The sequence below is a fragment of the Janthinobacterium sp. TB1-E2 genome (assembly GCF_036885605.1).
Classification (GTDB): domain Bacteria; phylum Pseudomonadota; class Gammaproteobacteria; order Burkholderiales; family Burkholderiaceae_D; genus Janthinobacterium; species Janthinobacterium aestuarii.
The window spans coordinates 3,708,954-3,734,344 of record NZ_CP142523.1 but is presented as its reverse complement, the minus strand read 5'-3'; the positions used below and the strand labels follow the sequence as shown (position 1 = coordinate 3,734,344).

At 62.8% G+C, this 25,391-nt stretch carries 25 protein-coding genes and 2 pseudogenes; 19 read left to right on the top strand and 8 right to left on the bottom strand.

Annotation, left to right across the window (positions count from 1 at the left end):
* The first annotated feature begins 42 nt into the window (after positions 1–42).
* From OPV09_RS16645 to OPV09_RS16625, 5 genes and pseudogenes are all read left to right on the top strand, one after another.
* Entirely contained in the window at positions 43–330 is a 288-nt protein-coding gene (locus OPV09_RS16645) for a pentapeptide MXKDX repeat protein (protein WP_034755896.1), read from the top strand.
* A gap of 131 nt (positions 331–461) precedes the next feature.
* The gene (locus OPV09_RS16640; protein WP_338678817.1) at positions 462–746 is read left to right on the top strand and encodes a DUF6881 domain-containing protein; all 285 of its coding nucleotides are present in this window, start codon (positions 462–464) and stop codon (positions 744–746) included.
* A 96-nt stretch (positions 747–842) separates the two neighbouring features.
* A pseudogene (locus OPV09_RS16635) lies at positions 843–2,050 on the top strand (MFS transporter).
* A gap of 54 nt (positions 2,051–2,104) precedes the next feature.
* On the top strand, positions 2,105–2,587 hold the full coding sequence (locus OPV09_RS16630) for a hypothetical protein (protein WP_338678815.1): 483 nt from the start codon (positions 2,105–2,107) through the stop codon (positions 2,585–2,587).
* A 61-nt stretch (positions 2,588–2,648) separates the two neighbouring features.
* Complete coding sequence (locus OPV09_RS16625; protein WP_338678814.1) at positions 2,649–3,290, top strand: CatA-like O-acetyltransferase; 642 nt, start codon at positions 2,649–2,651, stop codon at positions 3,288–3,290.
* Here OPV09_RS16625 and OPV09_RS16620 read toward each other — a convergent pair.
* Positions 3,287–4,045: a helix-turn-helix transcriptional regulator gene (locus tag OPV09_RS16620; RefSeq protein WP_338678813.1), complete on the bottom strand. Its 759-nt coding sequence runs from the start codon at positions 4,043–4,045 to the stop codon at positions 3,287–3,289. The genes OPV09_RS16625 and OPV09_RS16620 overlap by 4 nt on opposite strands.
* Positions 4,046–4,130: 85 nt before the next feature.
* Between OPV09_RS16620 and OPV09_RS16615 the strand changes: the two genes are divergently transcribed.
* Entirely contained in the window at positions 4,131–4,892 is a 762-nt protein-coding gene (locus OPV09_RS16615; protein ID WP_338678812.1) for an alpha/beta hydrolase, read from the top strand.
* Here OPV09_RS16615 and OPV09_RS16610 read toward each other — a convergent pair whose 3' ends face one another.
* Together OPV09_RS16610 and OPV09_RS16605 are read right to left on the bottom strand one after the other, a co-directional pair.
* A complete protein-coding gene (locus OPV09_RS16610; RefSeq protein WP_034755914.1) occupies positions 4,893–5,534 on the bottom strand; it encodes a LysE family translocator in 642 nt (213 codons plus the stop codon).
* Between the two features lie 106 nt (positions 5,535–5,640).
* Positions 5,641–6,717 (bottom strand): YeiH family protein, encoded by a 1,077-nt coding sequence (locus OPV09_RS16605; RefSeq protein ID WP_338678811.1) that lies wholly within the window; start codon positions 6,715–6,717, stop codon positions 5,641–5,643.
* 106 nt (positions 6,718–6,823) lie between these two features.
* On the opposite strand from OPV09_RS16605, the gene OPV09_RS16600 reads away from it, so the two are divergent.
* Positions 6,824–7,726, top strand: a complete 903-nt coding sequence (locus OPV09_RS16600) for a LysR family transcriptional regulator (RefSeq protein ID WP_070302580.1) — start codon at positions 6,824–6,826, stop codon at positions 7,724–7,726.
* Between the two features lie 12 nt (positions 7,727–7,738).
* Here OPV09_RS16600 and OPV09_RS16595 read toward each other — a convergent pair.
* A pseudogene (locus OPV09_RS16595) lies at positions 7,739–8,850 on the bottom strand (flavodoxin family protein).
* A 116-nt stretch (positions 8,851–8,966) separates the two neighbouring features.
* On the opposite strand from OPV09_RS16595, the gene OPV09_RS16590 reads away from it, so the two are divergent.
* The 4 genes from OPV09_RS16590 to OPV09_RS16575 all read left to right on the top strand — a co-directional run bounded on the left by OPV09_RS16590 (position 8,967) and on the right by OPV09_RS16575 (position 10,883).
* The gene (locus tag OPV09_RS16590) at positions 8,967–9,539 is read left to right on the top strand and encodes a helix-turn-helix domain-containing protein (protein ID WP_338678810.1); all 573 of its coding nucleotides are present in this window, start codon (positions 8,967–8,969) and stop codon (positions 9,537–9,539) included.
* Positions 9,540–9,546: 7 nt separating this feature from the next.
* Positions 9,547–10,077, top strand: a complete 531-nt coding sequence (locus OPV09_RS16585) for a GNAT family N-acetyltransferase (protein WP_338678809.1) — start codon at positions 9,547–9,549, stop codon at positions 10,075–10,077.
* Positions 10,078–10,256: 179 nt separating this feature from the next.
* The gene (locus OPV09_RS16580; RefSeq protein WP_070302572.1) at positions 10,257–10,520 is read left to right on the top strand and encodes a DUF378 domain-containing protein; all 264 of its coding nucleotides are present in this window, start codon (positions 10,257–10,259) and stop codon (positions 10,518–10,520) included.
* A gap of 12 nt (positions 10,521–10,532) precedes the next feature.
* Positions 10,533–10,883 (top strand): hypothetical protein, encoded by a 351-nt coding sequence (locus tag OPV09_RS16575; protein ID WP_338678808.1) that lies wholly within the window; start codon positions 10,533–10,535, stop codon positions 10,881–10,883.
* Between the two features lie 59 nt (positions 10,884–10,942).
* Here OPV09_RS16575 and OPV09_RS16570 read toward each other — a convergent pair whose 3' ends face one another.
* Both OPV09_RS16570 and OPV09_RS16565 read right to left on the bottom strand, forming a co-directional pair.
* Entirely contained in the window at positions 10,943–11,356 is a 414-nt protein-coding gene (locus tag OPV09_RS16570) for a cytochrome c family protein (RefSeq protein ID WP_338678807.1), read from the bottom strand.
* 82 nt (positions 11,357–11,438) lie between these two features.
* Positions 11,439–12,317 carry an EamA family transporter gene (locus OPV09_RS16565; RefSeq protein WP_189396476.1) on the bottom strand — a complete coding sequence of 293 codons (879 nt, stop codon included), beginning with the start codon at positions 12,315–12,317 and terminating at the stop codon, positions 11,439–11,441.
* A gap of 219 nt (positions 12,318–12,536) precedes the next feature.
* Between OPV09_RS16565 and OPV09_RS16560 the strand changes: the two genes are divergently transcribed.
* Both OPV09_RS16560 and OPV09_RS16555 read left to right on the top strand, forming a co-directional pair.
* On the top strand, positions 12,537–13,016 hold the full coding sequence (locus tag OPV09_RS16560) for a hypothetical protein (RefSeq protein WP_338678806.1): 480 nt from the start codon (positions 12,537–12,539) through the stop codon (positions 13,014–13,016).
* 82 nt (positions 13,017–13,098) lie between these two features.
* Entirely contained in the window at positions 13,099–13,515 is a 417-nt protein-coding gene (locus OPV09_RS16555; protein WP_338678805.1) for a hypothetical protein, read from the top strand.
* A gap of 60 nt (positions 13,516–13,575) precedes the next feature.
* Here the strand turns inward: OPV09_RS16555 and OPV09_RS16550 are convergent, their stop codons facing one another.
* On the bottom strand, positions 13,576–15,444 hold the full coding sequence (locus OPV09_RS16550; protein ID WP_338678804.1) for a phytase: 1,869 nt from the start codon (positions 15,442–15,444) through the stop codon (positions 13,576–13,578).
* A gap of 17 nt (positions 15,445–15,461) precedes the next feature.
* Complete coding sequence (locus tag OPV09_RS16545; RefSeq protein WP_338678803.1) at positions 15,462–17,984, bottom strand: TonB-dependent receptor; 2,523 nt, start codon at positions 17,982–17,984, stop codon at positions 15,462–15,464.
* Between the two features lie 315 nt (positions 17,985–18,299).
* Here OPV09_RS16545 and OPV09_RS16540 point away from each other — a divergent pair, with 315 nt between their 5' ends.
* The 6 genes from OPV09_RS16540 to OPV09_RS16515 all read left to right on the top strand — a co-directional run bounded on the left by OPV09_RS16540 (position 18,300) and on the right by OPV09_RS16515 (position 25,340).
* On the top strand, positions 18,300–19,208 hold the full coding sequence (locus tag OPV09_RS16540; RefSeq protein ID WP_070302561.1) for a GGDEF domain-containing protein: 909 nt from the start codon (positions 18,300–18,302) through the stop codon (positions 19,206–19,208).
* Positions 19,208–20,233 (top strand): AraC family transcriptional regulator, encoded by a 1,026-nt coding sequence (locus tag OPV09_RS16535; RefSeq protein ID WP_338678802.1) that lies wholly within the window; start codon positions 19,208–19,210, stop codon positions 20,231–20,233. Before OPV09_RS16540 ends, OPV09_RS16535 begins: the two co-directional genes overlap by 1 nt.
* A gap of 264 nt (positions 20,234–20,497) precedes the next feature.
* Complete coding sequence (locus OPV09_RS16530; protein WP_072453508.1) at positions 20,498–21,892, top strand: class I SAM-dependent methyltransferase; 1,395 nt, start codon at positions 20,498–20,500, stop codon at positions 21,890–21,892.
* A complete protein-coding gene (locus OPV09_RS16525; protein ID WP_338678801.1) occupies positions 21,892–23,235 on the top strand; it encodes a HAMP domain-containing sensor histidine kinase in 1,344 nt (447 codons plus the stop codon). The genes OPV09_RS16530 and OPV09_RS16525 overlap by 1 nt, the downstream gene beginning before the upstream one ends.
* A gap of 1 nt (position 23,236) precedes the next feature.
* Positions 23,237–24,334, top strand: coding sequence for a hybrid sensor histidine kinase/response regulator (locus OPV09_RS16520; RefSeq protein WP_331776499.1), 1,098 nt, complete (start codon positions 23,237–23,239; stop codon positions 24,332–24,334).
* Positions 24,327–25,340: a response regulator gene (locus tag OPV09_RS16515; RefSeq protein ID WP_338678800.1), complete on the top strand. Its 1,014-nt coding sequence runs from the start codon at positions 24,327–24,329 to the stop codon at positions 25,338–25,340. Before OPV09_RS16520 ends, OPV09_RS16515 begins: the two co-directional genes overlap by 8 nt.
* Positions 25,341–25,391 lie beyond the last annotated feature (51 nt).

Sequence of the window (25,391 nt, the reverse complement as noted above, 5' to 3'; positions counted from 1 at the left end):
CCGGGCAATCTCGCCCATCCCACACTGAGACAAGGACTTATCATGAAAACCACTATCACCGCCATCATCGCTTCCGCCATCCTCATGTCGGGCGCCGCTTTCGCCCAGGACGCCATGAAAAAAGATCCGATGGCCAAGGATGCTTCGGCCGATGCCATGCACAAGGATGCGATGGGCAAGGACGGTATGAAGAAGCCGATGGCCAAGAAGCACATGAAAAAGGATCACATGGCCAAGGATGGCATGGCGAAAGATGCCATGGCGAAAGACGGCATGAAGAAGGATGAAATGAAGAAGGATGGCATGGCCAAGGATGCGATGGCCAAGTAAGGATAAGTACGGCGGCTTGCCTAGCGTCGCTGTCAGCCTCGACCGAAGCTGACAGCGACGCTAGTTGCATCAGAGTTCCATTGGAGCATGCTATATTTGCATTATCTTTCTCTCAATGCGGGAATTTTCCGATGCGCTATATCGACGTCACATGGTTCCATGAGAACAAGGCTGATCCGGTGCGCCTGATGTCCGAGCTTGACCGTAATGGTTATGAAACGCGCAAACTGGAATTTTTCATCGATGGCGGCGTCGGTTTCGCCCATGTTACGGCGGCATCGATGGCTGTCGAACTGGGGAGCGTGCCAGTCCCACCGCTAGACGAGATCAATGCCCATGCCGAGTTTTCCGGCGTGGAAATTTGCCAGGCGGACTTCGAGCATGCGTGGCGCCAGGCGCTAGGCAATCAATGCTAGTGCGGCGCAAGCTTGCTTGGCGTTGCCAAATCAAGATGATCCGCGCCGATTGGTGTAAGCTGATCGCCTCGTGATTTCCCGCATGTATCGTCATTCATGACCGACCCCTCCGCCACCGCGCTGTCCGCCACGTCCACCGCTACCGACAAGTCCCTGCGCCGCCGTTCGCTGTTCGCCGCCTGCAGTGCACATGCCGTGCATGACGGCTTGACGGACGTGATCTATGTGCTCTTGCCCATCTGGCAGGCGCAGTTTGCCATCAGCTATGCCATGGTAGGGCTGTTGCGCGGTTCGTACTCGGGCATGATGGCCGGTTTCCAGTTGCTGGCCAGCCGCATGGCCGGCGCTGGGGACGCGAGCGCCTGCTCGTGGGCGGCACGGCGCTGGCCGGCGTCGCCTACCTGGTCGCGGGGCAGGCGGGCGGCCTGGCCGTGCTGCTGTTCGCCTTGCTGCTGGGCGGCCTGGGTGCCAGCACCCAGCATCCGCTGGCCTCGTCCATCGTCACCGATACGCACGAGGCGGGTGGCGGTGTGAAGGAAGCGCTGTCACACTACAACTTTGCCGGCGATATCGGCAAGACCTTGATACCCGCGCTGGTGGGCTTGCTGTTATTGGTCTGCAGTTGGCAAGCCAGCGTCTCGCTGCTGGGCTTGCTGGGGCTGGCGGCGGCCGGCTTGCTGTGGTGGCTGCTGCCCAAGCCCGGCGACATCCAGGTCAGCCAGAAAAAAGTTAGCAAGCCCATCGCGAGTAATGGCTCGCCAGCGAGTTTCCGCGCCTTGCTGGCCACGGGCACCCTGGACAGCGCCGTGCGCATGGGTTTTCTCACTTTCCTGCCATTCCTGCTGAAAAGCAAGGGGGCGGGCACGGCCGGCATCGGCGTGGCCCTGTCCTTGCTGTTCGTGGGCGGCGCCTTCGGCAAGCTGCTGTGCGGCTATCTGGGCGCGCGCATCGGCATGATGAAGACCGTGTGGCTGACGGAATCGATGACCTCGCTGCTGATCGTGCTGGCCCTGTGGCTGCCGCTGGCCGGCGTCATGGCCATGCTGCCACTGCTGGGGCTGGCGCTGAACGGCACCTCGTCCGTGCTGTACGGCGCCGTGCCGGAACTGGCCGAGCCCGGCAAGCGCGAGCACGCGTTTGCCCTGTTCTACACGGGCAGCATCGGCGGCGGGGCGCTTTCGCCCGTGCTGTTCGGCGCGCTGGGCGACCATACGAGCGTGAACACTGCCTTGCTGGCGCTGGCGGCCGTATTGCTGCTCACTTTGCCGCTGGCGTGGAAGGTGCAGCGGGGTTTGGCAAACTGAGGGGTATGGAAAATTGCCTTTAAATTATCATTTGACGCATTTCAAGAGCTAAACATGCCACAACTCGCTAACATCGGGGATGCCCAGGCTGCTGAACTGGCCTGCGCGCATATACTTGCGCAAAAGGAATTGTTCTACAAAAATATGTTCTTTCATGAGGGCGATAATTTGCTCTGCGGCCGTCTTCTTGCTGCCTTGGGCAGCAAACCGGTATTCGGCAACAGCGGCATCGCGCCTGTCCTGTTGCTGCATTACTCGGACCAGGCCGGATTGGCGGAGTTCCATGCCGGATCATATTGGACGCTCGGCGTTTCGCTGGACAAGGGACGCATCCGGCGGCTCACGAACGTGCCAAATATGAGCGACATCAAGGCCGTGTATGCGATGCGGTATGCACAGGAGGTGGCGCATGCCGATGGCACCCGTTCGGGTGAGTATGCAAGCTTTGCGTTCACCAGGCAGGCAGGCGCTGAAGAAGTTACCTTGTTCCAGGACGTCGGCAGCGAATACTTTGTCTGCCTGCCGTTCTCCAATTGAATCATCCGGGGCGATGGCAGTACAGCTTGCCCGCGATCACCCCATCGTCTACACTCGCCGCATGAAAAATTTTGAAAAGCGGCGCGACCGCTATGACTTGTTCCGGGCGTTTGATAATCCCCTCGTCAACATCAACTTCCAGCTCGATGTGCCGGATTTCCGTCCCTGGTGCAAGGAACGGAAAATCCCCGTATTCCACTTTTTCCTGTTCTGCCTGCTCAATACAGTCAGGGAGATCGACAATTTCATGTACCGCATCCACCAGGGCGAAGTGATCAGGATCGATGATTTCCCCGCCTCGTACACCGTCATCAACGGCGACGAGAACCTCAACTACACGCGCTTCGCGATGACGGACCAGCTCGATCTATTCATCGCGCGCAGCCTGGAAGCGAAACGCCTGGCCGAAGCGAGCAGCGCGCTGATCAACACGGGTGAGGGAGAGTCCGAGCGCGAGCAGCGCAACAATATCTTCATCACCTGCCTGCCATGGCTGGAACTGGCGGCCATCGAGCACCCGATTTACCGTCACCGCGACGCCGACATCCCGACTTTTACCTGGGGCAGGTTCGGTCCGGCGCAGGACGATGGCCGCATGCGCGTGCCGTTTTCCACGCAAGCCCACCATGGCTTTGTCGACGGCTACCATGTGCAGAAACTGGCGCAGGCGCTGGCGCGGCGCATCGCCGCCATCATCTCCTAGTCCAGATAATCGCTGGGCGCCTGGCCCAGCACGCGGCGGAAGGCGGCCGTGAAGGCGCTGGGGCTGGCATAACCGAGGTCGAGCGCGATCCTGGTGACGGCTTGCCCCTCGGCCAGCCGCGTGATGGCGGCCAGCAGGCACGCTTGCTGGCGCCATTGGGCAAAGGCCAGCCCCGTCTGGATGCGGAATTGCCGCGTAAAGGTGCGCCGGCTCATGCCTGCCTGCGCCGCCATCGCATCGAGGCTGCTGTCCAGGCTCGGTTGCTGCAGCATCTCCGTACACAGCCGCGCCAGCCGCGGTTCCTGTGGCAAAGGCGCACTCAGGGGCAGGGGCCTGGCAGCGGCAATCTCATCGAGCAGCAAGGCCATCAGTCGTCCGGCCCGCGATTGTTCCGCATACAGGGCGTCGACGGTCACTGCCTCGGCCAGCAACTGGCGCAGCAGCGGCGGTGTGTCCAGCACCTGGCAGTGGGGCGGCAAGCCGGCCCCGTCGATGGCGGCGGCGCGGATAAACACGTTGTGCATGGTCACGGCGCCATGCATGCGCATGCCGTGGACGAGCTCGGCCGGTACCCAGCAAGCCCGTTGCGGCGGCACCAGCCAGTTGCCTTGCGGCGTGTGCACGCTGATGACGCCCTGCGCCGCATAAGCGAATTGCCCGCGCGCATGGCTGTGGCTGGGAAACATTGCGCCTGCGCCATAGTCGCGCGTCGTGGCGATCAAGGGGCGCGGCACTTCCGTATAAAAATCATCCATGGCCCATACTCTACAGTATTTGACCTGACATCGAAGGCGGGCCGACGGCTGGCCACCTACCATGCACTCTTTTTCAGGAGTAAACATGCACAATACCTGTCATCGCGTGGGCCATGGTCCCCACGCCGTCGTCGTGCTGCACGGCTGGTTTGGCGACGCGCACGCATTCGCGCCGATGGAAGCGGCCCTCGATGGTGGCGCTTTCAGCTATGTCTTCATGGACAATCGCGGCTATGGCGGCATGCGCGGTGCGCAGGGCAACTACTCGATGGACGAGGTCGCCCGTGACGCGCTGGCCTTGGCCGATGCGCTGGGCTTTGCCACCTTCAGTGTGGTGGGACACTCGATGGGCGGCATGGCGCTGGAACGGCTGGCCTTGCTGGCGCCCTTGCGCCTGCGCAAACTGGTGGCCGTGGCGCCTGTACCCAGCTGTGGCGTGGCGCTCGATGGGGCGGCGCGGCAACTGTTTCTCGACGCCAGTGGCAAAGTGCAGGCGCGGCGCGCCATCATCAACCGTAGCACGGGCGAACGCTTGCCAGCCGCCTGGCTGGACTGGAAGGCGAAATATTCTTGGGAAAGTGCGGACCAAGCGGCGTTTGCCGCCTATTTTCTCGCGTGGAGCGGGACGGATTTCAGCGAAGACATCAAGGCGGCGCACGTGGAACTACCGTTGCTGGCGCTGGTGGGGGAGCACGACCCGCGTTTCGATGCGGCCCTGATGCGGCGCACGTATCTGGCGTGGTACCCGCAAGCCCGGCTTGAGGTGCTGGGCAATGCGGGACACTATCCGATGAATGAAACGCCGCTGGCCCTGGTGGCCAGCATCGAGACGTTTTTACTACAGTAATTATGCGGCCTTGCTGCGCAGGCGCAGCAGGCTCAAGCCCAGCAAGACGAAGGCGCCGCCCGTGATGCGGTTGAACAGCTTGGCGCGGCCCGGCGTGGCCAGCTGGGTTTTCAGCAGGCGCGCCAGGTTGGCGTAGAACAAGTGGGCCAGCATGGCGCAGGCGACAAACGAGGTCGTCAGCACGGTGAACTGGATGGCCACGGGTTCGCCCGGCGTGATGAATTGCGGAAACAGTGCCGAGAAGAACAGGATGGCTTTCGGATTGGTCAGCGCCACCGTCAAGCCCTGGCGGAAGAGTTTCCAGAAGGAATTCGGATTCGCCGCGCCAGCCACTACGGGCGCATCGGCCACGACGCTGGTCTTGCTGCGCCATTGCTTGATGCCCAGGTACACGAGGTACAGGGCGCCAGCCAGTTTCAGCAGCATGAAGGCCGTGGCCGAGGTGGCGAGCACGACGCCCATGCCGGCCATGGCCACGCCGGAAATGATGAACAGGCCAAACCCATTGCCCATGCTGCTGATCATCGCGCGGCGCGGGCCGACGGCGATGGCATTCGAGATGGCCAGCAAGACGGCCGGGCCGGGAGAAAACGTGACGAGCAGGGCGACGCTGCAGAAAAGCAGCCAGTTCGAGAGGTGCATGGATGTTCCTGGGTGGGGCCGAAGCCGGTTTGAGAGTCAAAACACCTGTATTGTACGAAGTTTTCGGCTCCCGCGTCAGCGGTCCCGGCTTGAATCCGGCTCAAGGTCAGGCAAACAGGCTGGCAACCACGTGGTTGATGGCGGCGCCACCGGCGATCAGCCAGCAGAACAACAGGCCGGCCAGCAACAGGGGCTTGATGCCGGCGCGGCGGATGGCCGACATATGCGTCGTCAAACCCAGGGCCGCCATGGCCATGGCCAGCAGGGCCGTGTCGAGTTCGGTAATGGCGGCCACGGTGTCCGCTGGCAGCAGGCCCAGCGAATTGAAGGCGACCACGGCAATGAAGATGAAGGCGAACCAGGGGATGGCCAGCTTGGCCGCCTTTTCCTTGCCACCGGCCTTCGCCTTGCCGCGCGCCAGCATGGCCGACAGGATGACGAGAAACGGCGCCAGCATCATCACACGCACCATCTTGGCGATCACGGCCGCATTCGCCGCTTCCTGTCCGATCGACTTGCCAGCCGCCACTACTTGCGCCACCTCATGCACGGTCGAACCGATATACACGCCGAAGGCGGCAGGCGTGGCGCCCAGCAGGTGCCAGCCTTGATTCAACTGGTACAGCAATGGGTACAAAAAGATGGCGATGGTGCCGAACACCACGACCGTGGAGACGGCCACGGTGACATCCTCGCTGCGTCCCTTGACGACGGGTTCCGTCGCCATCACGGCCGCCGCGCCGCAGATCGAGCTGCCCGCACCAATCAAGATGGCGCTGTTGCGTTCCAGCTTGAACACCTTGGTGCCGAGGAACATGGCCAGGCCAAACGTGGACGCCAGCACCAGCGCATCGATGGCGATGCCGGCCAGCCCGACTTGCCCGATATCCTGGAAGGTTAAACGGAAGCCGTACAGGATGATGCCAAGTCGCAATAAAGTCTGTTTGGAAAAAGCCACGCCCGCGCCGCAGGTGGGCGCGAGGCGGCCGTACACGCTGTTACCCAGCACGATGCCCAGCATGATGGCCAGGGTCAGGGCGCTCATGCCGTGGCTTTGCATCCATTCCAGCTTGCCCAGCGCGATGGCTGCATAAGCGATTGCGCCGCTCAGCAGCAGGCCCGGCAGAAGGCGGCCATAGCGGTCGCTGAAACCTGTTGTGTTTGTTGTTGAGAGGGATGACATACCGTACTCCGTGTTCTGTATTCGTATGCCATGACTGTACAGTTCGCTGATTAAATGGTAAAACGGATTGTTTTTGTATGTTTAACTGAAAAAATAGGTAGATGAGATGGCGTTGACCTTGCGGCAGTTGCAGATTTTCCTCGCCGTGGCGGACACGGGCAGTACCAGCGCGGCTGGCGACTTGATTGCGCTGTCGCAATCGGCCACCAGCGCGTCCCTGAACGAACTGGAAACCTTGCTGGGCGCGCAATTGTTCGACCGCGTGGGCAAGCGATTGCTGCTCAACGACAATGGCCGGCTGCTGTTGCCGCAGGCGCGGCAGATGCGCGACGGGGCCGCCAGCATCGAGCGCCAGTTCGCGGGCGCCGATCCGTCCGTGCCCGTCAGTCTGCAGATCGGCGCCAGCACCACCATCGGCATCTATCTGCTGCCGCAGATTCTGGCGCAGGCGGCGCAGCAATACGGGCGCAGCATTCCGCAGGTGACGATAGCCAACACGGCCGACATCGCGGCCGCCGTGGCGGAGTTCCGTGTCGATATCGGCCTGATCGAAGGGCCGTGCCACGAAGCGGGCTTGCTGGTGGAACCGTGGCTGACGGACCAGATGCTGATCGTGGCCGCGCCCACGCATCCGCTGGCGCAGCTGCGCCATTTGCTCAGCTTTACGGAACTGAACCAGGCAGGCTGGCTGCTGCGCGAAGCGGGCTCAGGCACGCGCGAAGCCGTGGAGCAGGCGCTGGTGCCGTATCTGCACTATCTGCGCGCCGCAGGCGAATTCAGCAACTCGGAAGCCATCAAATATGGTGCGGCGGCGGGGCTGGGCATCGCCTGCCTGTCGCGCGTCGTTGTGGCCGATTTGCTGGCCAGCGGGCAACTGGTGGAACTGGAGACCATGCTGCCGCCATTGGAGCGCAACTTTTATCTGATCCGGCAATCCAAGAAGATACTCTCGCCGCGCCTGGCCGGTTTCCTGGAGCTGTGCCGCCACGCATCGCGCATGGCCGGGTAGCTGTGCCGGGTGTCATTTTGGCCGGGGAGGCTGGAGCTCCGCATCGGGCGGCGCCAGCGTGCCTGCGCGCAGCCGTTGGGTGGCGATGGCCACGGCGCGCGCCACGTTGCGCACTTCTTCCTGCAGATTGGTGTCATGGTCGAGAGTATCGTGGCTTTGCGCGTAACTGTCGTAATAGCCGATGTAGCGGTCCAGCCGCGCCTTGGCGCCTGCGTCAATCAAGCCCATCCAGTCCAGCCAGTCGGACAGGCCCCGCCGCACGCCTTCGATGCCGGCCACGTCGCCATGCACGACGAGGCCATACGCGCGCCCGGCCAAGTGTTTCGGATAATTCCAGCCTTGCAATTCGAGTGCCTTCGCTTCCACGGCTTTCTTGCCGTGCGTGGACGTGGGATCGGGATTGCCGCCATCGGCGCAGACGAGCCGGTCTATCATCAGTTTCAGCACGCTAGGCGTCTGGTACCAGTACACGGGCGTGAGGATGATGACGGCGTGCGCAGCCGTCCAGCGCTCGTAAATTTCCGCCATCCAGTCATTCGTCTGCCGTTCGCCATGGTTCGGGTAGCAGCTGCATGGCCAGTGGCACAGTGGCATGGCTGTCGAGACACAGCCCTTGCACGGATGAATGTGCAAATCATATGAAGAGGCCAGCAAGCTCAGGTCCAGCACGTCCGTTTCGATATTGTCGGCCTGCAGCACTTCCCTGGCCCATTGCGTCATGCGCCACGTTTTCGACATTTCACCGGGGCAAGTTTCGACATTTCACCGGGGCAAGAACCGTCATTGCGTGCCGCGCCGCAGATCAGCAGCACGCGCGACGCCGTGCCCGGGTCTTTCTGGCGCGCTTCTGCGGCCAGCAGGCGGTCGCGCGTGGCTTTCCACTCCACGGACAAGTCGTAATCGGGGTCAAGAAAACCGGGCCCCGCCTTTTGTGTCACGGGCGCCTTGCGGCCATCCTGGTAATTCTTCCACGCCACTTCTTCCACTTGCACCAAGGCACCGCGCACGGCGTCGAACGCGGGATCGGCATACGAGCGAATGAACTGCAAATGGAATTCGACCCTGCCCAGCGGCGCGGGCGCCTGGCCCAGACGTGGCTGGGGAGTGGCGGGAGTGGAGGCCATGGCTTTTCCTTGAAGTGATGGCGTATCGTGCCTGGGGAGGGCTTGCTGGTCTGTGCGCTGAACAACTGTACAGCAACTGCTTGCCAAGTTCTCTTTTGTGGGATAAATTCCCATATATGGAAAATCCAACATTGACTGATAACGAGACGGAACAGCGGCTGGCGGCGCGTTTAAAGCAGTTGCGCGTGGAGCAGGGCTGGTCGCTGGACCAGCTGGCCAGTGCCAGCCAGGTCAGCCGCGCCACCCTGTCACGCCTGGAAAATGGCGAAGTCAGCCCGACGACTAGCGTGCTGGGCAAGCTGTGCGCCGCGTATGGTTTGGCGATGTCGCGCCTGCTGCGCATGGTGGAAGACGATTTTCCACCGCTGCTGCGGCGGGTACAGCAAAGCGTGTGGACTGACCCGGACATGGGTTTCCGGCGCCGCTCCGTCTCGCCCCCGTCACGCGCGCTGGCCGGCGAAGCGCTCGAATGCGAACTCGATGCGGGCGTGACGATCACTTATGCCGCCTCGCCCCGGCCCGGCATGGAACACCATCTGTTGCTGCAGGAAGGCAAGTTGAACGTGACCGTCGATGGCCGCGCACACGATTTATTGGCCGGCGACTGCCTGCGCTACCAGCTGGACGGCCCCAACGCGTTCACGACGCCGCCAGACAGCGGCGCCCGCTATTTTCTCTTTCTTGTCTGAGGTCGCCATGTCCGCATCGCTACGCCATTTTTCATCCACCGATATTCGTGAACGCTTGCCGGAACTGGGCGCCTTGCTGCAAGACTGCGTGCACGACGGCGCCAGCATCGGTTTTATCTTGCCCTTTGATACGGCGGCCAGCCAGGCGTTCTGGACCGATAATGTGTTGCCGGCCGTCACGCGCGGCGTGCGCCTGTTGCTGGTGGCCGAAGTCGATGGCCAGGTGGCGGGCGCCGTGCAGCTGGACTGGGACACCAATTCCAACCAGGCGCACCGGGCCGAAGTGCGCAAGCTGCTGGTCGCGCCCACTTTCCGCCGGCATGGCATCGCCCGCCAGCTGATGCAGGTGCTGGAAGCACAGGCGCGCCAGTTGCCGCGCAGCCTGCTGACCCTGGACACGCGCAGCGGCGACCATGCGCAAGCGCTTTACTTGTCGCTCGGCTACGTGGTGGCCGGCAGCATCCCCGCCTATGCGCTGGCGCCGGACGGCGACCGCCTGGACGCCACCACCATCATGTACAAGCAGCTGCGGCAATGAGCTGCAGTTACCCGATGCGCGCTTTCGCCTGGCTTGTTGCCAGATAAAATCACCCGCCTGATTACAGAGTCTTCCTACTTGAATGCCCGGCATCGTCCGACTGGCGCGTGCCGGTGCCGCGCCTACACTGTTCCTTGATAGACCCGGCGGCGGGTCCTTTCTTCTTACAGGAGGCTGATATGGCGAATATCCAGGCAGGATCGGACGGTGCGGCAAAACAGGAAATGTCGGCAAAGCGCTTGAACGTGGTCGACTGGATCTCGATGATCCTCTTGATCGTGGGCGGCTTGAACTGGGCGCTGGTGGGCTTGTTCGATATCGACATCGTGGCCAGCATCCTTGGCGCCATGACGGCAGCTTCGCGGGGCGTGTACGTGCTGGTGGGACTGGCGGCGCTGTATTCCATTTACCTGTGCCTGCGCAAGTTGCCGGCCAAAACGTAGACGGGAGGTGACATGCCTGTCGGTGCAAGCCCCAAGCGTGAACGCGAATTCAAGAAGCTGGAACGGGATTTCAAGCAGGAAGGACGCTACCCGGGCCGCGAGGAAGAAGTCGCGGCGCGCATCGTGAACAAGCAAAGGGCGCAATCCGGTGAAGCGAAGGAAACGCAGGAGCGGAAAAAAGCCGGTGGCGCTGCCTCGGATGCGTCATCGCCGGACTTGCCCATCGCTGGCTACCAGCAATTGACGGTGGCGCAGATCCGCGACAAGCTCGATGGCCTGTCCGCCGCCCAGCGCAAGCGGCTGCGAGTCTATGAAGCAGCACACAAGAAGCGCAAGGGCGTGCTGCAGGCGCTGGGAGCTTGATCCGGCGTCAATGGCTGGATGCGGTATGCGCCTGTCCGTGCATGCGTTATGGGAGGTGCTTACTGCGTGCGCAGGTAGGCCAGCAAGTCGGCCACCTGCTGCGCATTGCCGATGCCCCAGAAGCGCATGTTATTGCCGGGAATGAAGTCGCTCGGTGCTTTCAGGAAGCCGGCCAGGTTTTGCTCGGTCCAGACGATATTCGCGTTTTTCATCGCCGCCGAATACTTGTAGTCGGTGGTGGATCCGGCTTTGCGGCCGATCACGCCCGTCAGCTTGGGGCCAAAGCCGCCGCGCGCCGATGGCCCTACCTGGTGGCAGGAAGCGCACTTGCGAAACGCTGCCTTGCCTGCTTCCGCATTACCCTTGAGGGCGGCCGGAGCGGCAGCCTGCGCGACGGCGACTGGCGCCAGCAGCACGAGCACGGCTGCGGCAGCGAGAGGGGAGAGCAGGCGGAAAAGAAATGTCGATGTCATCGGTGGGACGGAGTGCGCGATATGGCAAGCAATGACGCATTTTACAGGCGGGCATCAAAACCTGCCTGCCCGTCGAGCACCGCTAGCGCTTGCCGCCCTGTGCGCCGAGCGCCGCCATGGCCGACGCGAACACGATGCAGGCGATGGCCAGCCACTGCGTCAAGCTCAGCATTTCTCCCAGCACCACCATGGCGGCCAGCGCGCTGACGGCCGGTGCCGCGCTGCTGAACATGCCGAACACGCCTTGCGGCAAGCGGCGCAAGGCGAAGATTTCCAGCGAATACGGCAGGGCGCTGGAGAGCATGGCGATGGCCAGGCCCATCAGCGCAATCGATGGCGCCAGCAGTGCCGTACCCGAGTACGCGACGCCGATGGGCACCGTCACCATGGCTGCCACCGTCATGCCCCAGGCCACGGCCTGGCCGCCTTGTAATGTCGATGCCCGCTTGCCGAAGATGATGTACAGCGCCCAGCACAGCGCCGCCCCCAGCGCATACGCCACGCCGACAGGGTCCAGGCTGCCCGGACTGCCTTGCAGGGGCAGCAGCAAATACAAGCCGAACACGGCGCAAGCTACGGCTAGCAAATCGCGCGGCCGGCGCGACGACAGCATGGCCACTGCCAGCGGCCCCGTTACCTCGATGGCGACCGCGATGCCAATCGGTATCAGCGCAAACGCCCGGTAAATCAGCAAATTCATCAGCCCCAGCACGGAACCGTACACGAGCAAGTTCAGCACATCCTTGCGCGTCAGCCGGTAGCGCCACGGCCGGAAGATAGCCAGCAAGATCAGCGCCGAAAACCCCACCCGGTAAGCTGTAATCCCCTCGACGCCGATGACAGGAAACAGATTCTTCGCAATCGCCGCCCCCAAATTGACGGAAATCTGCCCTCCCAATACGGCCAGGGAAGGGAGCAAGATGCTGTCGGGGAGGGAAGAGGTCGAGGCAGGGGAGGTCATGGGACGGTATTTTAATACGCAACAGGCCGCCAGTCGCTGGCAGATCAGCAAGCGAGGGTAACTTATCCGTGTGCACGGGCATCGAATGTGAAGCGGATACAGTTGAGGCAGTGCAAGTATTTTCTGATAATGCTATTCTGCCTGCACACCCGGAACCGCCGGGTGCCACCCGATTCTTCGTCTCGATGGAGCCGTCCCATGAATTGCAGAAGCATGGCAGTGACAGTCGCTTTAGTGTTCGCCACCGGCATGGCTGGTGCGCAGGCCTTGCCGCCGCAGGCGCAATTGCCGGCCTGGGCGGCGCAACAGCTCGATAGCCTGGCCAAACGCGAAGGCATTGACGTCAGCGCCCGTATTAATCCCTTCGTCTTGCGCGGCGACTTCGATGGCGACGGCAAGGGCGACCTGGCTGTCCTCGTCAAAAACAAGGACAGCAAGAAAGAGGGTATCGTCTTCCTGTTCAGACAGAAGACGGCGCCTCTGATCGTCGGTGCGGGACATGCCTTGTCCAACGGTGGTGAGGATTTTGCCTGGCTGGAAATCTGGCAAGTGGAAGACAAGGGCTCGCTCCAGCACAGTTATCATGAAAAGGCGCTCAAGCTGAAAACGGACGGGATCGTGGTGGCGAAAGAGGGCTCTGCCAGTGCCTTGATCTATATCAAGGGTGGCAAGGCGGTTTGGCAACAGCAGGGCGATTGAGGCGTGCCAGTGCAGGTTTGCTGGCTGACGCCAGCGGTCTGTCGGGCAGTAGATTCACGCGTCAGTCAGGAGTAATAGCGTAATGCATGTATTCAGTATCGGCGACACCAATTTCGAAGTGGATGTCGCGAAATCCCGGATCAGCCTTGAGGCGCGCGCCGATGGCATGCGGGAAATTAATATCACGATCGAGGCCGACGACGACGTGTTCATGCGGCTGACGGAAGACGACGATGCGCCCTGGTCGTGGGCGCTGTATCCGCCGTCCTTCTCTCTGCAGTGCTTGCTCGTCGCGGGACCTGATGCCGCGCCCGTGCGGAGGCTGGCCGTCGATGCCGGCAATCCACAGTGTGAATCCTCGCTCTACATGATGAAATACCGTGATGTCGCGGATCTGCGCCTGGAGGAATTGTCGACACAACGCCTGGCAGTGACGGGCAGCGTGGACTTTTTTGGAAAAAGTCTGCCTTTTGTCATCGATATGCCGCGTACAAGGTAGCGGCAATCTTTAACACTCCTATCGTACATGGGGCAGCCATTGCTAGCCGCCCCATGGTGATTACTCCAGCTTCAACGCCTTCGCCACATCCCCCCACGCCACATACTTGAAGTTCTGCGGCCCATCGGGCAGGCGCTTGTAGCCGTCCTGGATCACCAGCATGCCTTCTGCATACGCGCCACCCAGGTTGGCGGAGGTGACGTCGAGGCCGTCCGTTTCCGAGGTGCCGTCGATGCCTGCCGGTAAATTGAAGCCCACCTTGAAACGGCCGCGCACCTTGTAGGGGGCTTTGGCATCGAGTACCACGTAGCTGTTGTCGCCTTGGCTGGAGACGATCAGGTAGCCAGAATCAGTATTGCCGCCCGGCTGGCGGTAGATGGCCATGCCTTCCACGTCGGCCGTCAACTGTGCGCCCACGGGCAGGACCATGGTGAGGGCGTCGGGCTTGGCGGCGTCGGCCGAGGTGGTCCAGATGCCGAGCGTTTCCTCGCCCAGGAACAATCTGGCGTTGGCGTCGTCGGCCACGCAGCCTTCCGGTTGGGTGGCGACCTTGAAGCTGCGCAAGAGGGTGGCGCTGAACTTGTTGCCGCTCATGCCGCTCATTTCAACCTTGTATTGCTGGAAAGTGCCGTCCTTGTCGTTGATGAACGCTTCCACGCCGCCGCTGGCTGGCTGGTACAAGCACATGCCGTAGATGCTTTTCAGTCCGGTTGGGAAACGGCCCGCTTCCACCACGACGCCATCGGCATTGATGGTGAACAGCATCATGCTGTTGTCGTCGCGCTGGGTGGCGACGGCCAGGTCGACCTTGCCGCCGCCAAGGCTGATGTTTTGCCGCACGTCAACGTTGTTCAGGCGTCCCACTTCCAGCAGTTGCGTCTGCTTGCCTTGCAGGTCGTAGACGAGCAGTCCTTGCTTCTTGTTGGTGCCGAGAATGCGTGCGTTGGCGGGGTTGCTGGACAGCCAGATGGCAGGATCATCGGCCGCGTCGCCCTGGCGCGCCATCGGTTCCGTCTGGGCTTGCGGGGCGATGATGGCCACCGCAGGCGATGTTTCCGCTTGGCCAGCCCATTTCAAGGGCCGCGCTTGCCAACCGTTCTTGCCGCGCAACATCAAGGAATTTCCGTCGAGCGCCAGCTGGCTGTCGCCCTTGCGCACGTTCAAGGCCACGGCTTGGGCTGGCTGTGCCGTCCATTTACTTCCCTGATGGGAGTACAGGTGCAGTTTTTCCGCCTTGCCGTCGAGCACGGCCACGCCGCCCGGCAGCACGGCCAGGGCGCCGGCACCGCCATCCAGCTGGCCATACGGCTTGCGCAGGGCCACCACTTCGCGCTTGCCCATGCCTTCGGAATCAGCTTCATACGACCACACGCCCATGTTGGCCTCGCTGACCAGCAGGCGCTGGGCGCCATCGTCGGCGCGGCAATGCTTGGCATGGGGCGGCAAAGCGAGTTTGCGAACCAGGCTGCGCTGTTCACCTTGCATCACCCACTGTTCCGCTTGCCCATCCTTGCCGATCAAGAACAGATGATCGAGCTGCTGGGCGTCGCGGTACAAACACGATGCTTCCACGGAGAACGTGGGAACGGGAAACGGCGCCAGCTTGACCAGCTTGCCGGCCTGCACATCGACGGACACGGGCAGCGGACGCTGCGTGTCCGCTTCCAGGAAGACGGCCAGCACCTTATTGCCGTCGCTGCGCGTATCGAGCTGCTTGGCGCGCACGGCGATGCGATCCTGCTCCTGGCCGCTGGCGTTGAACAGGTGCAAGCCATGCTTGTCCAGGGTCAACCAGCCGCCGCCGGGCAGGCTGGCCAGTTCCTCGGCCTCTTGCGTGAAGGAAGGCAAAGTGTTGGCCGGGGCGGCGAAGACGGCACCGGTGGCGCAGAAGGCGGCCAGCAAGGCGCCGCAGAGTACGTTTTTTTTCATGTTAGTAGAAATCATCATCAGAAGGCGCTGGCTTTCAAGCTCACTTTGAAAGTGCGGCCGTATTGTTCGTTCTGCACGTTGTATTGCTTCGTGCCCTGGTAGACATAGTATTTCTCGTTGTTCAGGTTCGCCGCTTCGAACAGTACCTGGAACTGTTTGTTGATCTGGTACGACAGCGAAAAATCAAGCTGCTTCTGGCTGGCGACGATATGGTCCTGGCTTTGGTCGAGGATATCGTTACCCATTTCCAGCAGATACGGCGACTTGTAGTTGAGGGCCAGGCGGGCGCTGACAGGCCCCGTTTCATAGCCCAGCATCAAGTTCATTACCTGGTTCGACTGGCCCGGCAGGCGGATGTCGCGGTTGAGCTGCTTGTTCGTCGCCTTGTCGAAACGGCCGATTTGCGCGCTCGACGTGCTCAGGGTGCCGTTCACGCCGACGAGAAACTTGTTGAACGGTGCAGGCAGCATGCGCAGCGGCTGCATATAGGCCAGTTCGATGCCTTTCACTTTCGCCGCGTCGCCATTCGCATACGATGTCGCCGTCGTGTAACCCGTCCACTGGCCCGTGCCGGCCAGGTTCGTCGTGTAGGTGAAATTCTTGATGTCCTTGTAGAAGCCGTAGGCCGACATCACGCCGTCGTTGCCCAGCACCCTCTCGATACCGAGGTCCAGATTGTTCGCCTTCAACGGTTTCAAGTCCGGGTTGCCGATCACGGCTTCCGTATTGCTGGCCAGGCTGATGCCCGGCGCCAGCTGGCTGAAGTTGGCGCGCACGACGGCTTGCGTCCAGGCGGCCCGCACGCTGGTCTTTTGATCGACGTCATAACGGGTTTGCAGGTTGGGCAGCCAGTTGGTGTACGAACGCTCGCGCGTCAAGGGCGTTGCCACGCCGGCGCTGTCCACTTGCGAACCGGCCGCTTCAAAGCTGGTACGCTCGGCACGCACGCCGCCGAGGATGTGCCAGGCGTCGAAGTCGTAGCTGTTCTGCACATACATGGCGTTGATGTCTTCATGCATGCGGTAGTCATTGATGATCGATTCCGTGGCCAGGCGCGCCTTGGCGCGGTCCAGTCCCGCCACGCGGGCGCGTATCAGGGCCGGATCCAGTGCCACGCCGATGTTGCCCAGATCATAGTCGAGGGTATGGCCCTGCACGAAATTGCTCATCGACGTGGAACCGGCGCCCCAGTAATTGCCGCTGCTGGCCTTGCTGCTGTTATACGCCCATTGATCCGTGTCATTGGTCTTTTCGCGGCGGCTGACCTTCGCGCCGAATTTCAGCGTGGCGATGTCGAACTTGCGCGCCAGGTCGATGCGTGCGTGGTGTTCATTGTCCTTCGAGTAGCGCTTTTGCAGGGTGATGGCGTTGAGCGCGTAGCTGGCCGGGTCGTACAGCGAGGCGGGGCCGCTCAGTTTCGGCTCCTGCGTATCCGTAAAGCTGATGCCGGCGAAATTGCTGAGGCCGCGGAAACGGCCATCGTTCAAGGATTCCGGCGTGTCTTCCGTGGCGCGGCTCATGCCTCCTTTGACGTCCAGGGTCCATTCGCCCGATTTCTGTTGCGTGCCCAGCACGAGCGAGCGCACTTGCTGCGTGTACTTGCGCTGGCGGATGCGGCGCTCGGCGCGCGCGCTGGCCGTCTGGTCTTCGGCCAGGCTGCCGCCCGCGATATTGCTGATGGTCAGGCGGTCACGCACTTCATTGTCGGAAAATTCGCTGACGAACGAGCGCAAGAACCAGCTGTTGCCCGCTTCGGGGCGGTAGTCGAGGTTGACGGCCAGGGCGCCGCGCTTGCGCACGGGCAGGTAGTCGCGCAATTCCAGGCTGGACAATTTCCCCTTGCTCCAGGCGCCGCCCGTTTCCACGTCATCGGAGCCGAACGAGCGCTTTTCCGCGCTCAGGCCGGCGGCCACGCCCAGCTTGCCTCCGAGGAAGCGCTGGGCCCACAGGGCGCCGCCGCTGGGGCTGGTCTTGCCCGTCTTTTCATCGTAGCTGGCGCCCACGTTGGCCGACAGCAGCTTGCCCGGCAAGTCGAAGGCGGACAGCGATTTCACTTCGACCGTGGCGCCCAGCGAGTTGGCGTCCATTTCCGGCAGCAAAGTCTTCGAGACTTCCAAGGTGCGGATCAGGCCGGCAGGCAGGATGTCGAGCGCCACGGCGCGGCGGCCCGCTTCCGGCGACGGCACGAGGGCGCCGTTGATGGTGACGGCGTTCAAGTCCGGGCCCAGGCCGCGCACCGTGATGTAGCGGCCTTCGCCCTGGTCGCGCTGCACGGACACGCCCGGCAAGCGGGCCAGTGCTTCGGCCGCGTTTTTATCGGGCAAGCCGCCGATATCGTCGCTGCTGATGACGCTGATGATGTTGTCGGCTTTCTCTTGTGCCGCGATGGCGTTGCGCAGGCTGGCGCGCTGGCCGCTGACGACCACGGTGGCGGCCGGCTGGCCGTCTGCATCTTGCGCATGGCTTTGACCGCTGAAGACGGCCATGATGCCGAGGGCCAGGGCCGTCAGGCGCAGCGGGGAGGGAGTCGAAGTGTGCATGGTTTTCATGAAGAGCTCGGTTAGGGGAAGGAACCGGGCGGATTCTAGGCAGCAAATATGACGGTTGCGTGACAGGCAAGGGCTTGCCACCCTGAAAACAACGGACCGTGAACGCTTTCCGGCTGGAAATGGAGCGTGGTGAGCTGAAATGACCTGCCGGTCGTGGGCACATGGGGCACGGCATGCCGTATTTGCATGAGCGTCCAAGGTAATGATGAGCCGTTTGCACCTGCCGCACGGGCGTGGGGCATGTCATCGTGCCGTCATGGGCGGGCGCTATCGTGGCGACAGCACCACTTTTAAAGGTTTTCCCACATGCTGCCATTGCACCGTAACAGCCTGATTGCCGCCGCACTGGCCTTGCCCCTGTTCTTGTTCCTGTACGCCACGTTAGGGCACCCTAAACCGATCGCCATCTGGAAGTGGATGGATATCGTCTGCGAAGGCGGCACGGCCGTCATGGCGGGCATCTGGTTTTTGTTTACCCTCAGCAGCCGCCCGCGCGGGCTGGTGACGAGCCTGATCGCCGGCGGCCTGTGCGCCATCATGCTGGGCTCCTGGGCTGATTGCCTCGACGAATTCTTCGCCGTCGACAAGAGTGCCGTGTGGGATAACTGGCTCGAAGGCTTGATTCCGTTTGGCATGCTGCTGGTAACAATCGGCATGTATTACTGGCGCCAGGAACAGTTCCGCCTGAACGAGCACCTGCAAAAGCGCGAGCGCCTGTTTCGCGACCACCGCGCCTTCGACCGCATCACGCAGTTGGCCGACGCCAGCTACCTGCGCACGCAGATGCGCCTGGAACAGGAGCGCCGGCCCGGCCTCGATTGCGCGCTGGTCTTGCTCGATATCGATAGTTTTCACCTGATTAACCGCGAATACGGCCACCGCGAAGGCGACCGCGTGCTGCAAGCCGTGGGCCACATGCTGCTGCTGAACCTGCGCAATGACGATTTGCTGTGCCGCTATGCGGGTGACCGCTTCGCCGTGCTGATGCCGGGCGTGTCGCGCGAGGATGGAGCCGTGAAGGCGCGCCACCTGTGCGCCATGGTGGGGCAGATGCGCCACCACGCCAACGACAACCGTGAAATCCGCTTGAGCCTGCGCCATGCCTGCTCGCTCACCGATGGCGTGCCGGAAGTGGTGCTGGCCGAGCTGAGCCGTGCCGTGGAAACGCCGGGCCGGAGCACCGGTCCCCGGGCCGGCACCGCCGCGCCTGCCTGATGCCGCTGAACCAGCAAAGCGACCCCAGCATCGCAGCCCATCACCAGCCGGCGCTGGTGCTCGACTACGCGCGCAGCCGCGAGTTGTCCGTGGTGCCGCTGCTCAAGGGCACGGGCCTCGATGGTGGCGCGCTGCCGTCTGAGGAAAGCCAGGTCAGCGCCGCGCAATACCTGCAATTGCTGACCAACGTGGCGCGCGGCCTGGACAGTGCCGACACGAGCTTCATGCTGGGCCAGCAAATGTTGCCCGGCCATTACGGCGCGGCCAGCCATGCCTTGTTGCAGGCGCAGAACCTGCGCCAGGCATTGACCATCCTGTGCGATTTTCATACCTTGCTGTGTCCGCTGCTGCAGCCGCGCTTGCGCGAAGCGGGCGACATGCATGTGCTGTACTGGGTCGACGCGTTCGGCGCGCCGAGCCAGCTGCCTTTTCTCGTGGAAATGCACATGACGGCGCTGGCGGCCATGTGCCGCTGGCTGGCCGGAGAGTCCTTGCCGTGGCGCTTCTGCTTCAACCGCGCGCGGCCCCGTCACGTCGAGCAGCACGAAGTGCACCTGGGGCAGTCCCTGCGTTTCGATTGCCAGGTCGACGCCATGCTCATCGATTCCAGCTTGCTCGACAAACCCTGGCCGCGCGGCAATGCCACGGCGGCCGCGCTGGCCTTGCGCGCGGCGGCCCTGGCGCCAGTACCTGCAGCGAGCCTGCTCGGTGCGCTGTACGATTATCTGCTGGCCAATATCCGCTGCGCGCCAACCCTGGAGCGCACGGCGCAGGAGTTTGGCGTCAGTCCCGCCACTCTGAAACGCCACCTGGCGCGCCATGGCACGCATTTTCAGGCCGAGCTGGACCAGGTGCGCGCGCACAAGGCGATTTATCTGTTCCAGGCACATGGCTACGACAACGACGCCGTGGCCGCCTACCTCGGCTTTCATGATGCCACCAACTTCCGCCGCTCGTTCAAGCGCTGGACCGGGCAAACGCCGCAACTGTTACGTCATGCGCTGGCCTTGTTCGTCGCAGGATGAGCGCCGGCGTTGCGCGCCAGCGCCACGGGCAGTCGTTCCTGAGGGAACAATTGCCCGTTCTGCTACATCCATAGTACACTCGATCAGAGAGCGAACAGATGCGCTTTGAGGCGCTCCGGCACGGCGTCGCGCGACGCCGCAATACCGCCATTGCGATGGCGGAGCCGGCGGCAAACGACCGGTGTGCCGTGCCTTAACCCAGCCTGGAAACTGGTGTCACCAGTGTGGTGCGCCGGAAACCGGGCAACTTGATAATGCTCAATCGTGTATTCACAATCGCAGATCGATCCAGTCGTCAGTTTCCGCAACACCCAGGGTGAGGCGGTGCGCGGCACGATTTTCAACTTGCAGCGCAATTCGCTGGTCATGGAAATCTACAATCCATACTCGATTGTGCAGGTCAGCGAGGTGCTCAATGACGTGACGGTGCGGATGGGGGCGAAAAACGCCTACGTCGGCAAGGCCGTCGTCATCAGCAGCGTCAACACGGGCCTGACCGCCATCGTTTCCGTGACCCTGATCGACGAGTGGCGCGAATTGAGCGACGTGGTCGTCGTCAAGGGCGCCGTATTGAAAGAGTCCAGCGCCTTTGTCGCCGGCTGGGGCGAGCGCTTCCGCATCCGCCGCGACTACCAGATCGTCGTCAACGAAATGCGCGCCTTCCTGTCGGAAGTGGCGCGCTGGGTCGAGCAGGTCGACTTGTCCGACTCGCTGCCGAAGGAAAACGGCCGGCTGCGCCCCGATATCTTCGATGAGCTGGCCTTGCCGCTGATGGAGCAGACCCAGCTTTACTTGCGCCAGCTCGAGGTGGAAGCATCGCTCGTCGAGGAAGAGCGGGCGCCGGCCCACCGCGCCTTCGCCCAGGCGGCGCTGCACCCGCTGATCCTGCGCGCACCGTTCGTCTTCCGCACCTTTACCAAGCCGCTCGGTTACGCGGGCGACTACCAGATGGTCAACCAGCTGCTCGACGACCCGCGCCAGGGCCCGAGCACGTATTTTCAGATCGTCAATGCGGCCTTCCTGCAGGCGGCCGTGGCCACCGCGCACCGCAACCGCATCGATATCCTGACGGAATTCCTGTCGCAAAAGGCGGCCGCAGCGCGCGCCGCCGGGCGTGTGTACAAAGTGCTCAACGTGGGTTGCGGCCCGGCCATCGAGGTGCAGCGTTTTCTCGAGACATGCCCCGATGCGCAATGGCTGGCCTTCGAGCTGGTCGACTTCAGCAGCGAGACCCTGGACTGGACGCGCGCGCGCCTGACCACCATCATGCAGCGCACGGGGAGAGTGGTCGAGATCGATTATGTGCACGACTCCGTGCATAACCTGCTCAAGCGCCGCCATGGCTCGGGCATCACGGGCTTGCCCGGCAGTTTCGACGCCGTGTATTGCGCCGGCCTGTTCGACTACCTGTCCGACAAGGTGTGCGCGCGCCTGCTGATGCACTTCGCCTCGCGCGTGGGGCCGGGCGGACGTTTGCTCGTCACCAATGTGCATGCGAATAATCCGGGCAAATTCGGCATGGAGCATTTGCTCGAATGGCATTTGATCTATCGCAATGAAGCGGGCCTGTCGGCCCTGCTGCCCGAGCACGCGACGGATCCGCTGATCTATGTCGACGCGACGGGCGTGAATGTGTTCGCGGAAGTGAGCATTCCTTGATGGATACCCCAGGCCTGCACGCCGGCTACACGGCCGTTTTGCGCGACTTCCGCCTGGAATTCAGCCGCGGCGGGGCGTACACGGGCATCGTGCTGATCCTGCTGGGCATGGGCCTCGATTCGGCCCTGTATCCGGACAAGCAGTCGGCGTTTACGAGCGCGCGCATCGTCGTCTCCGTGCTGATCTTCTGCGTCGTGCTGGCCATGCGCACGCGCTGGGCGCAAGACCGCATCCAGGGGCTGACGTTTGTCTGGCTGATCCTGCCGCAAATCATGATCGCCTGGATGATCGCCATCACGGAAGGCGCCACCTCGATCTATTATGTGGGCATGACCCTGGCCATCTATTCGTCGGGCATCGTGCTCGCTTTCGGCTTGTGGCAAAACATGGTCTTCGGCGCCATCTCCTGCCTGCTGTACGTGGGCGCCTGCGCCTGGCATGCGGGCGGCTTCGACTTGCCGGGCACGTTTGTCGTCAACTGCCTGTTCCTCATCATGTCGGCCAGCATCAGCGCCGTGTTTACGTATTTCAACGAGCGCGCCCGCTTCATGCTGTTCCAGTTGAAGGCGGAAGTGGCGCAAAAGAACACGCAGCTGGAAGAAACCAACAAAAGCCTGGCCGATATCAAGGGGCAGATGCTGCAGCAGGAGAAAATGGCCGCCATCGGCACCCTGGCCGCTGGCATGCTGCATGAAGTCAATAACCCCGTGAATTTCTGCATGATGGCCATCGAAGTGGCCATCGAAGACCCGATCGCCAAGCAAAGCGCGCTGGTCAGCGAATGCCTGGCCGACGCCAAGCAGGGCATGCTCCGCGTGCAGCACATCGTGTCTGACTTGAAGACCTTTGCCTACCGCAAGAGCGGCAACCAGCTGGAAACGGGACACTTCCAGTTCCGCAGCGCGCTCGACGCGGCCATCCGCCTGGTGGGCCATGAAACGAAGAATGTCAGCATCAGCCACGACTTGCCGGTCGACACCCTGGTGCGCGGCGACGAGGCGGCCATCGTGGGCGTGCTGATCAACTTGCTGGGCAATGCCGTGCTGTCCATGCGCAAGGGTAATGCGCCGCCGTTCGAGATCCGCATCACTGCCCATTGGGATGACAAGCGCCTGCGCATCAGCGTGCGCGACAACGGTCCCGGCATCGCCCCGGAAAACCTGGCGCGTGTGTTCGAGCCGTTCTTTACCACGCGCGAAGTGGGGCAGGGACTGGGCTTGGGCCTGAGCATCAGCTATGGCGTGATCGAGCGCCACGGCGGAACATTGAGCGCCGAAAGCGAGCTGGGCAAATGGGCCAGCATGAATTTCGACTTGCAGCGCTCCGATTGGGAGGGCCGCTAGCATGGACAGCGATAGCCGCGCCAGCGTGCTGTACGTGGACGATGAAGCGCTCGCCTGCAAGTATTTCGAGCGCGCAGTCGGTCCCCGTTACCGCGTATTGACGGCGCAGAGCGTCGATGCGGCGCTGGCCTTGCTGGAAGACGAGGCTGGCCAGATCGACGTGCTCGTCACCGATTACCGCATGCCGGACCGCCTGGGTAGCGAGCTGCTGCAGGAAGTGGCGCAGCGCTATCCGCACATCGTCTGCATGCTGGTGACCGCCTATGCGGACAAGGACGTGCTGCTCGAGCTGATCAATGGCGGCACCTTGTTCCGCCTGCTGGAAAAGCCGCTCGACCTGGCCGCCATGCAAACGGCGCTGCAGCTGGCCGTGCAGACGGGCCGCGAACGGGCCGCGCGCCGCCAGGGCCTGGTGGCGATGGAGGAATCGCTGGCTTTCCTCGCACATGAATTGAATACGCCGCTGGCGGCCATTGCCAATTTTGCGCGCGGCATCGCGCGGCGCGCGCAGGCGGACGCCGCGCCGCAGGCCGAGATCGGCGAAGCGGCCGCCTTGATGCACGACAATGCGCGCTATTGCCTGTCCGTCCTGGCCAGCTTTATCGACACGGTGCGCCTGGCCAGTGCCGGGCCCGGCATGCAGGGCGGACGCCGCGCCGGCAGCGCGCGCCAGCTGCTGGACGCCTTGCTCGACAGTTATCCCTTGAGCGCGGCCCAGCGCGCCGCCATCACGGTCGAAGTGGGCGAAGATTTTTCCATAGCCGAGTCGCCCAATTGCGTCGCGCTGATATTATCGTCCGTGCTGGCGAATGCCTTGCGTTCGGCAGGCGAGCAAGCCCGGCCTGCGATCGGCATCCGCATCGATGCCGGCCGCATCACGGTGCGCGACAATGGCGCCGGCATCGCCCCCGAGATTGTGGAACAGCTGTTGATCGACCCCGTCAGTGCCGGCGGCGGCGAAGGCAAGGGCTGGGGCATGGTGTTTTGCCACCGCATGATGCAGTCGTTCGGCGGCAACCTCGATATCGCCACCGAGTTTGGCACGTCCACCACGGTAACCCTGAATTTTCCAGTACATATAAGGAACGAGCATGATTGACGCCAATCTGCGTTTACCGGCTCAGCGTGAGCCGGCGCAAGGCTTGCCGACGATACTCTATGTCGATGACGAGGCCAACGCCCTCAAATACTTCCAGCGCGCCATTGCGCCGCTGGCCGACGTGCTGACGGCCACCTCGGTCGAGGAGGGCAAGCGCATCCTCGACGAGCAGGCCGACCGCATCGCCGTGCTGGTGTCGGATCAGCGCATGCCTGGCGCCTACGGCAACGAGCTGCTGTCGTACGCCTGGGATCGCCATCCGCACATCGTGCGCATTCTGACCACCGCGTATTCCGAACTCGAGCACACGGTGGAAGCCGTCAACCAGGGGCAGATCCACCGCTACATCCAGAAGCCGTGGGATATCGCGGCCCTGCGCATGGAGCTCAAGCAGGCGCTGGAACTGGCGCGCTTGCGCAATGAACACGCCCAGTTGCTGCGCGAAAAGCTGATGGTGCGCCAGCGGCAAGCCGTTGCCAACCGCATCGGCACCCTGTATGCCCTGTGCGCCAGCCTGGCCGGTCCGGAACAGCAACTGCCCGTGGAAGCGTATCTGTCGGCGGCCCTGACGGCCGGCGTCACGCCGCCCGAGCCGGACTGGCTGCTGATGGATTATGCCGACCTGGTCAGTTCGGAAGCGTTCCGCGGCACGGCCTTTGCCGCCGCCGTGCGCCAGCAGCTCGACACGCTCGAGCGCGAACATCCGGGGCGTGGCGTGGAGCAGGCGATCGACATGCTGCTGCCCGTGTTTGGCGCGGCGCTGCAAAACCAGGGCGGCACGGCGCTGTTCCTCGATGGACGGCTGCTGACGGAATTCCTGGAAACGCCGACCACCACGCCCGTTTCAGCCATCCACGCGTTCTGGCTGGCCAGCTTGCTGTGGCTGGCGCGGCGCGGCTGGTCCCTGCAGTTGAGCAAGACGGAATCGGGCTTGCAGGGCAAGGTAGTGCAGGCTGAACCGGCGCTTACGCCAGACCACCTGGCCGCCTGGATCGAGCAGTTCTGAGCATGGCCCCCGCAAAGGGGACGCCAAGTAAAACAGGGCCGCGCGGGCCCT

Excerpts from the sequence above, each read along its gene's own strand:
- OPV09_RS16645 (WP_034755896.1), top strand. The coding sequence starts at position 43 with ATGAAAACCACTATCACCGCCATCATCGCTTCCGCCATCCTCATGTCG.
- OPV09_RS16640 (WP_338678817.1), top strand. The coding sequence starts at position 462 with ATGCGCTATATCGACGTCACATGGTTCCATGAGAACAAGGCTGATCCG.
- OPV09_RS16630 (WP_338678815.1), top strand. The coding sequence starts at position 2,105 with ATGCCACAACTCGCTAACATCGGGGATGCCCAGGCTGCTGAACTGGCC.
- OPV09_RS16625 (WP_338678814.1), top strand. The coding sequence starts at position 2,649 with ATGAAAAATTTTGAAAAGCGGCGCGACCGCTATGACTTGTTCCGGGCG.
- OPV09_RS16620 (WP_338678813.1), bottom strand. The coding sequence starts at position 4,045 with ATGGATGATTTTTATACGGAAGTGCCGCGCCCCTTGATCGCCACGACG.
- OPV09_RS16615 (WP_338678812.1), top strand. The coding sequence starts at position 4,131 with ATGCACAATACCTGTCATCGCGTGGGCCATGGTCCCCACGCCGTCGTC.
- OPV09_RS16610 (WP_034755914.1), bottom strand. The coding sequence starts at position 5,534 with ATGCACCTCTCGAACTGGCTGCTTTTCTGCAGCGTCGCCCTGCTCGTC.
- OPV09_RS16605 (WP_338678811.1), bottom strand. The coding sequence starts at position 6,717 with ATGTCATCCCTCTCAACAACAAACACAACAGGTTTCAGCGACCGCTAT.
- OPV09_RS16600 (WP_070302580.1), top strand. The coding sequence starts at position 6,824 with ATGGCGTTGACCTTGCGGCAGTTGCAGATTTTCCTCGCCGTGGCGGAC.
- OPV09_RS16590 (WP_338678810.1), top strand. The coding sequence starts at position 8,967 with ATGGAAAATCCAACATTGACTGATAACGAGACGGAACAGCGGCTGGCG.
- OPV09_RS16585 (WP_338678809.1), top strand. The coding sequence starts at position 9,547 with ATGTCCGCATCGCTACGCCATTTTTCATCCACCGATATTCGTGAACGC.
- OPV09_RS16580 (WP_070302572.1), top strand. The coding sequence starts at position 10,257 with ATGGCGAATATCCAGGCAGGATCGGACGGTGCGGCAAAACAGGAAATG.
- OPV09_RS16575 (WP_338678808.1), top strand. The coding sequence starts at position 10,533 with ATGCCTGTCGGTGCAAGCCCCAAGCGTGAACGCGAATTCAAGAAGCTG.
- OPV09_RS16570 (WP_338678807.1), bottom strand. The coding sequence starts at position 11,356 with ATGACATCGACATTTCTTTTCCGCCTGCTCTCCCCTCTCGCTGCCGCA.
- OPV09_RS16565 (WP_189396476.1), bottom strand. The coding sequence starts at position 12,317 with ATGACCTCCCCTGCCTCGACCTCTTCCCTCCCCGACAGCATCTTGCTC.
- OPV09_RS16555 (WP_338678805.1), top strand. The coding sequence starts at position 13,099 with ATGCATGTATTCAGTATCGGCGACACCAATTTCGAAGTGGATGTCGCG.
- OPV09_RS16550 (WP_338678804.1), bottom strand. The coding sequence starts at position 15,444 with ATGAAAAAAAACGTACTCTGCGGCGCCTTGCTGGCCGCCTTCTGCGCC.
- OPV09_RS16545 (WP_338678803.1), bottom strand. The coding sequence starts at position 17,984 with ATGCACACTTCGACTCCCTCCCCGCTGCGCCTGACGGCCCTGGCCCTC.
- OPV09_RS16540 (WP_070302561.1), top strand. The coding sequence starts at position 18,300 with ATGCTGCCATTGCACCGTAACAGCCTGATTGCCGCCGCACTGGCCTTG.
- OPV09_RS16535 (WP_338678802.1), top strand. The coding sequence starts at position 19,208 with ATGCCGCTGAACCAGCAAAGCGACCCCAGCATCGCAGCCCATCACCAG.
- OPV09_RS16525 (WP_338678801.1), top strand. The coding sequence starts at position 21,892 with ATGGATACCCCAGGCCTGCACGCCGGCTACACGGCCGTTTTGCGCGAC.
- OPV09_RS16520 (WP_331776499.1), top strand. The coding sequence starts at position 23,237 with ATGGACAGCGATAGCCGCGCCAGCGTGCTGTACGTGGACGATGAAGCG.
- OPV09_RS16515 (WP_338678800.1), top strand. The coding sequence starts at position 24,327 with ATGATTGACGCCAATCTGCGTTTACCGGCTCAGCGTGAGCCGGCGCAA.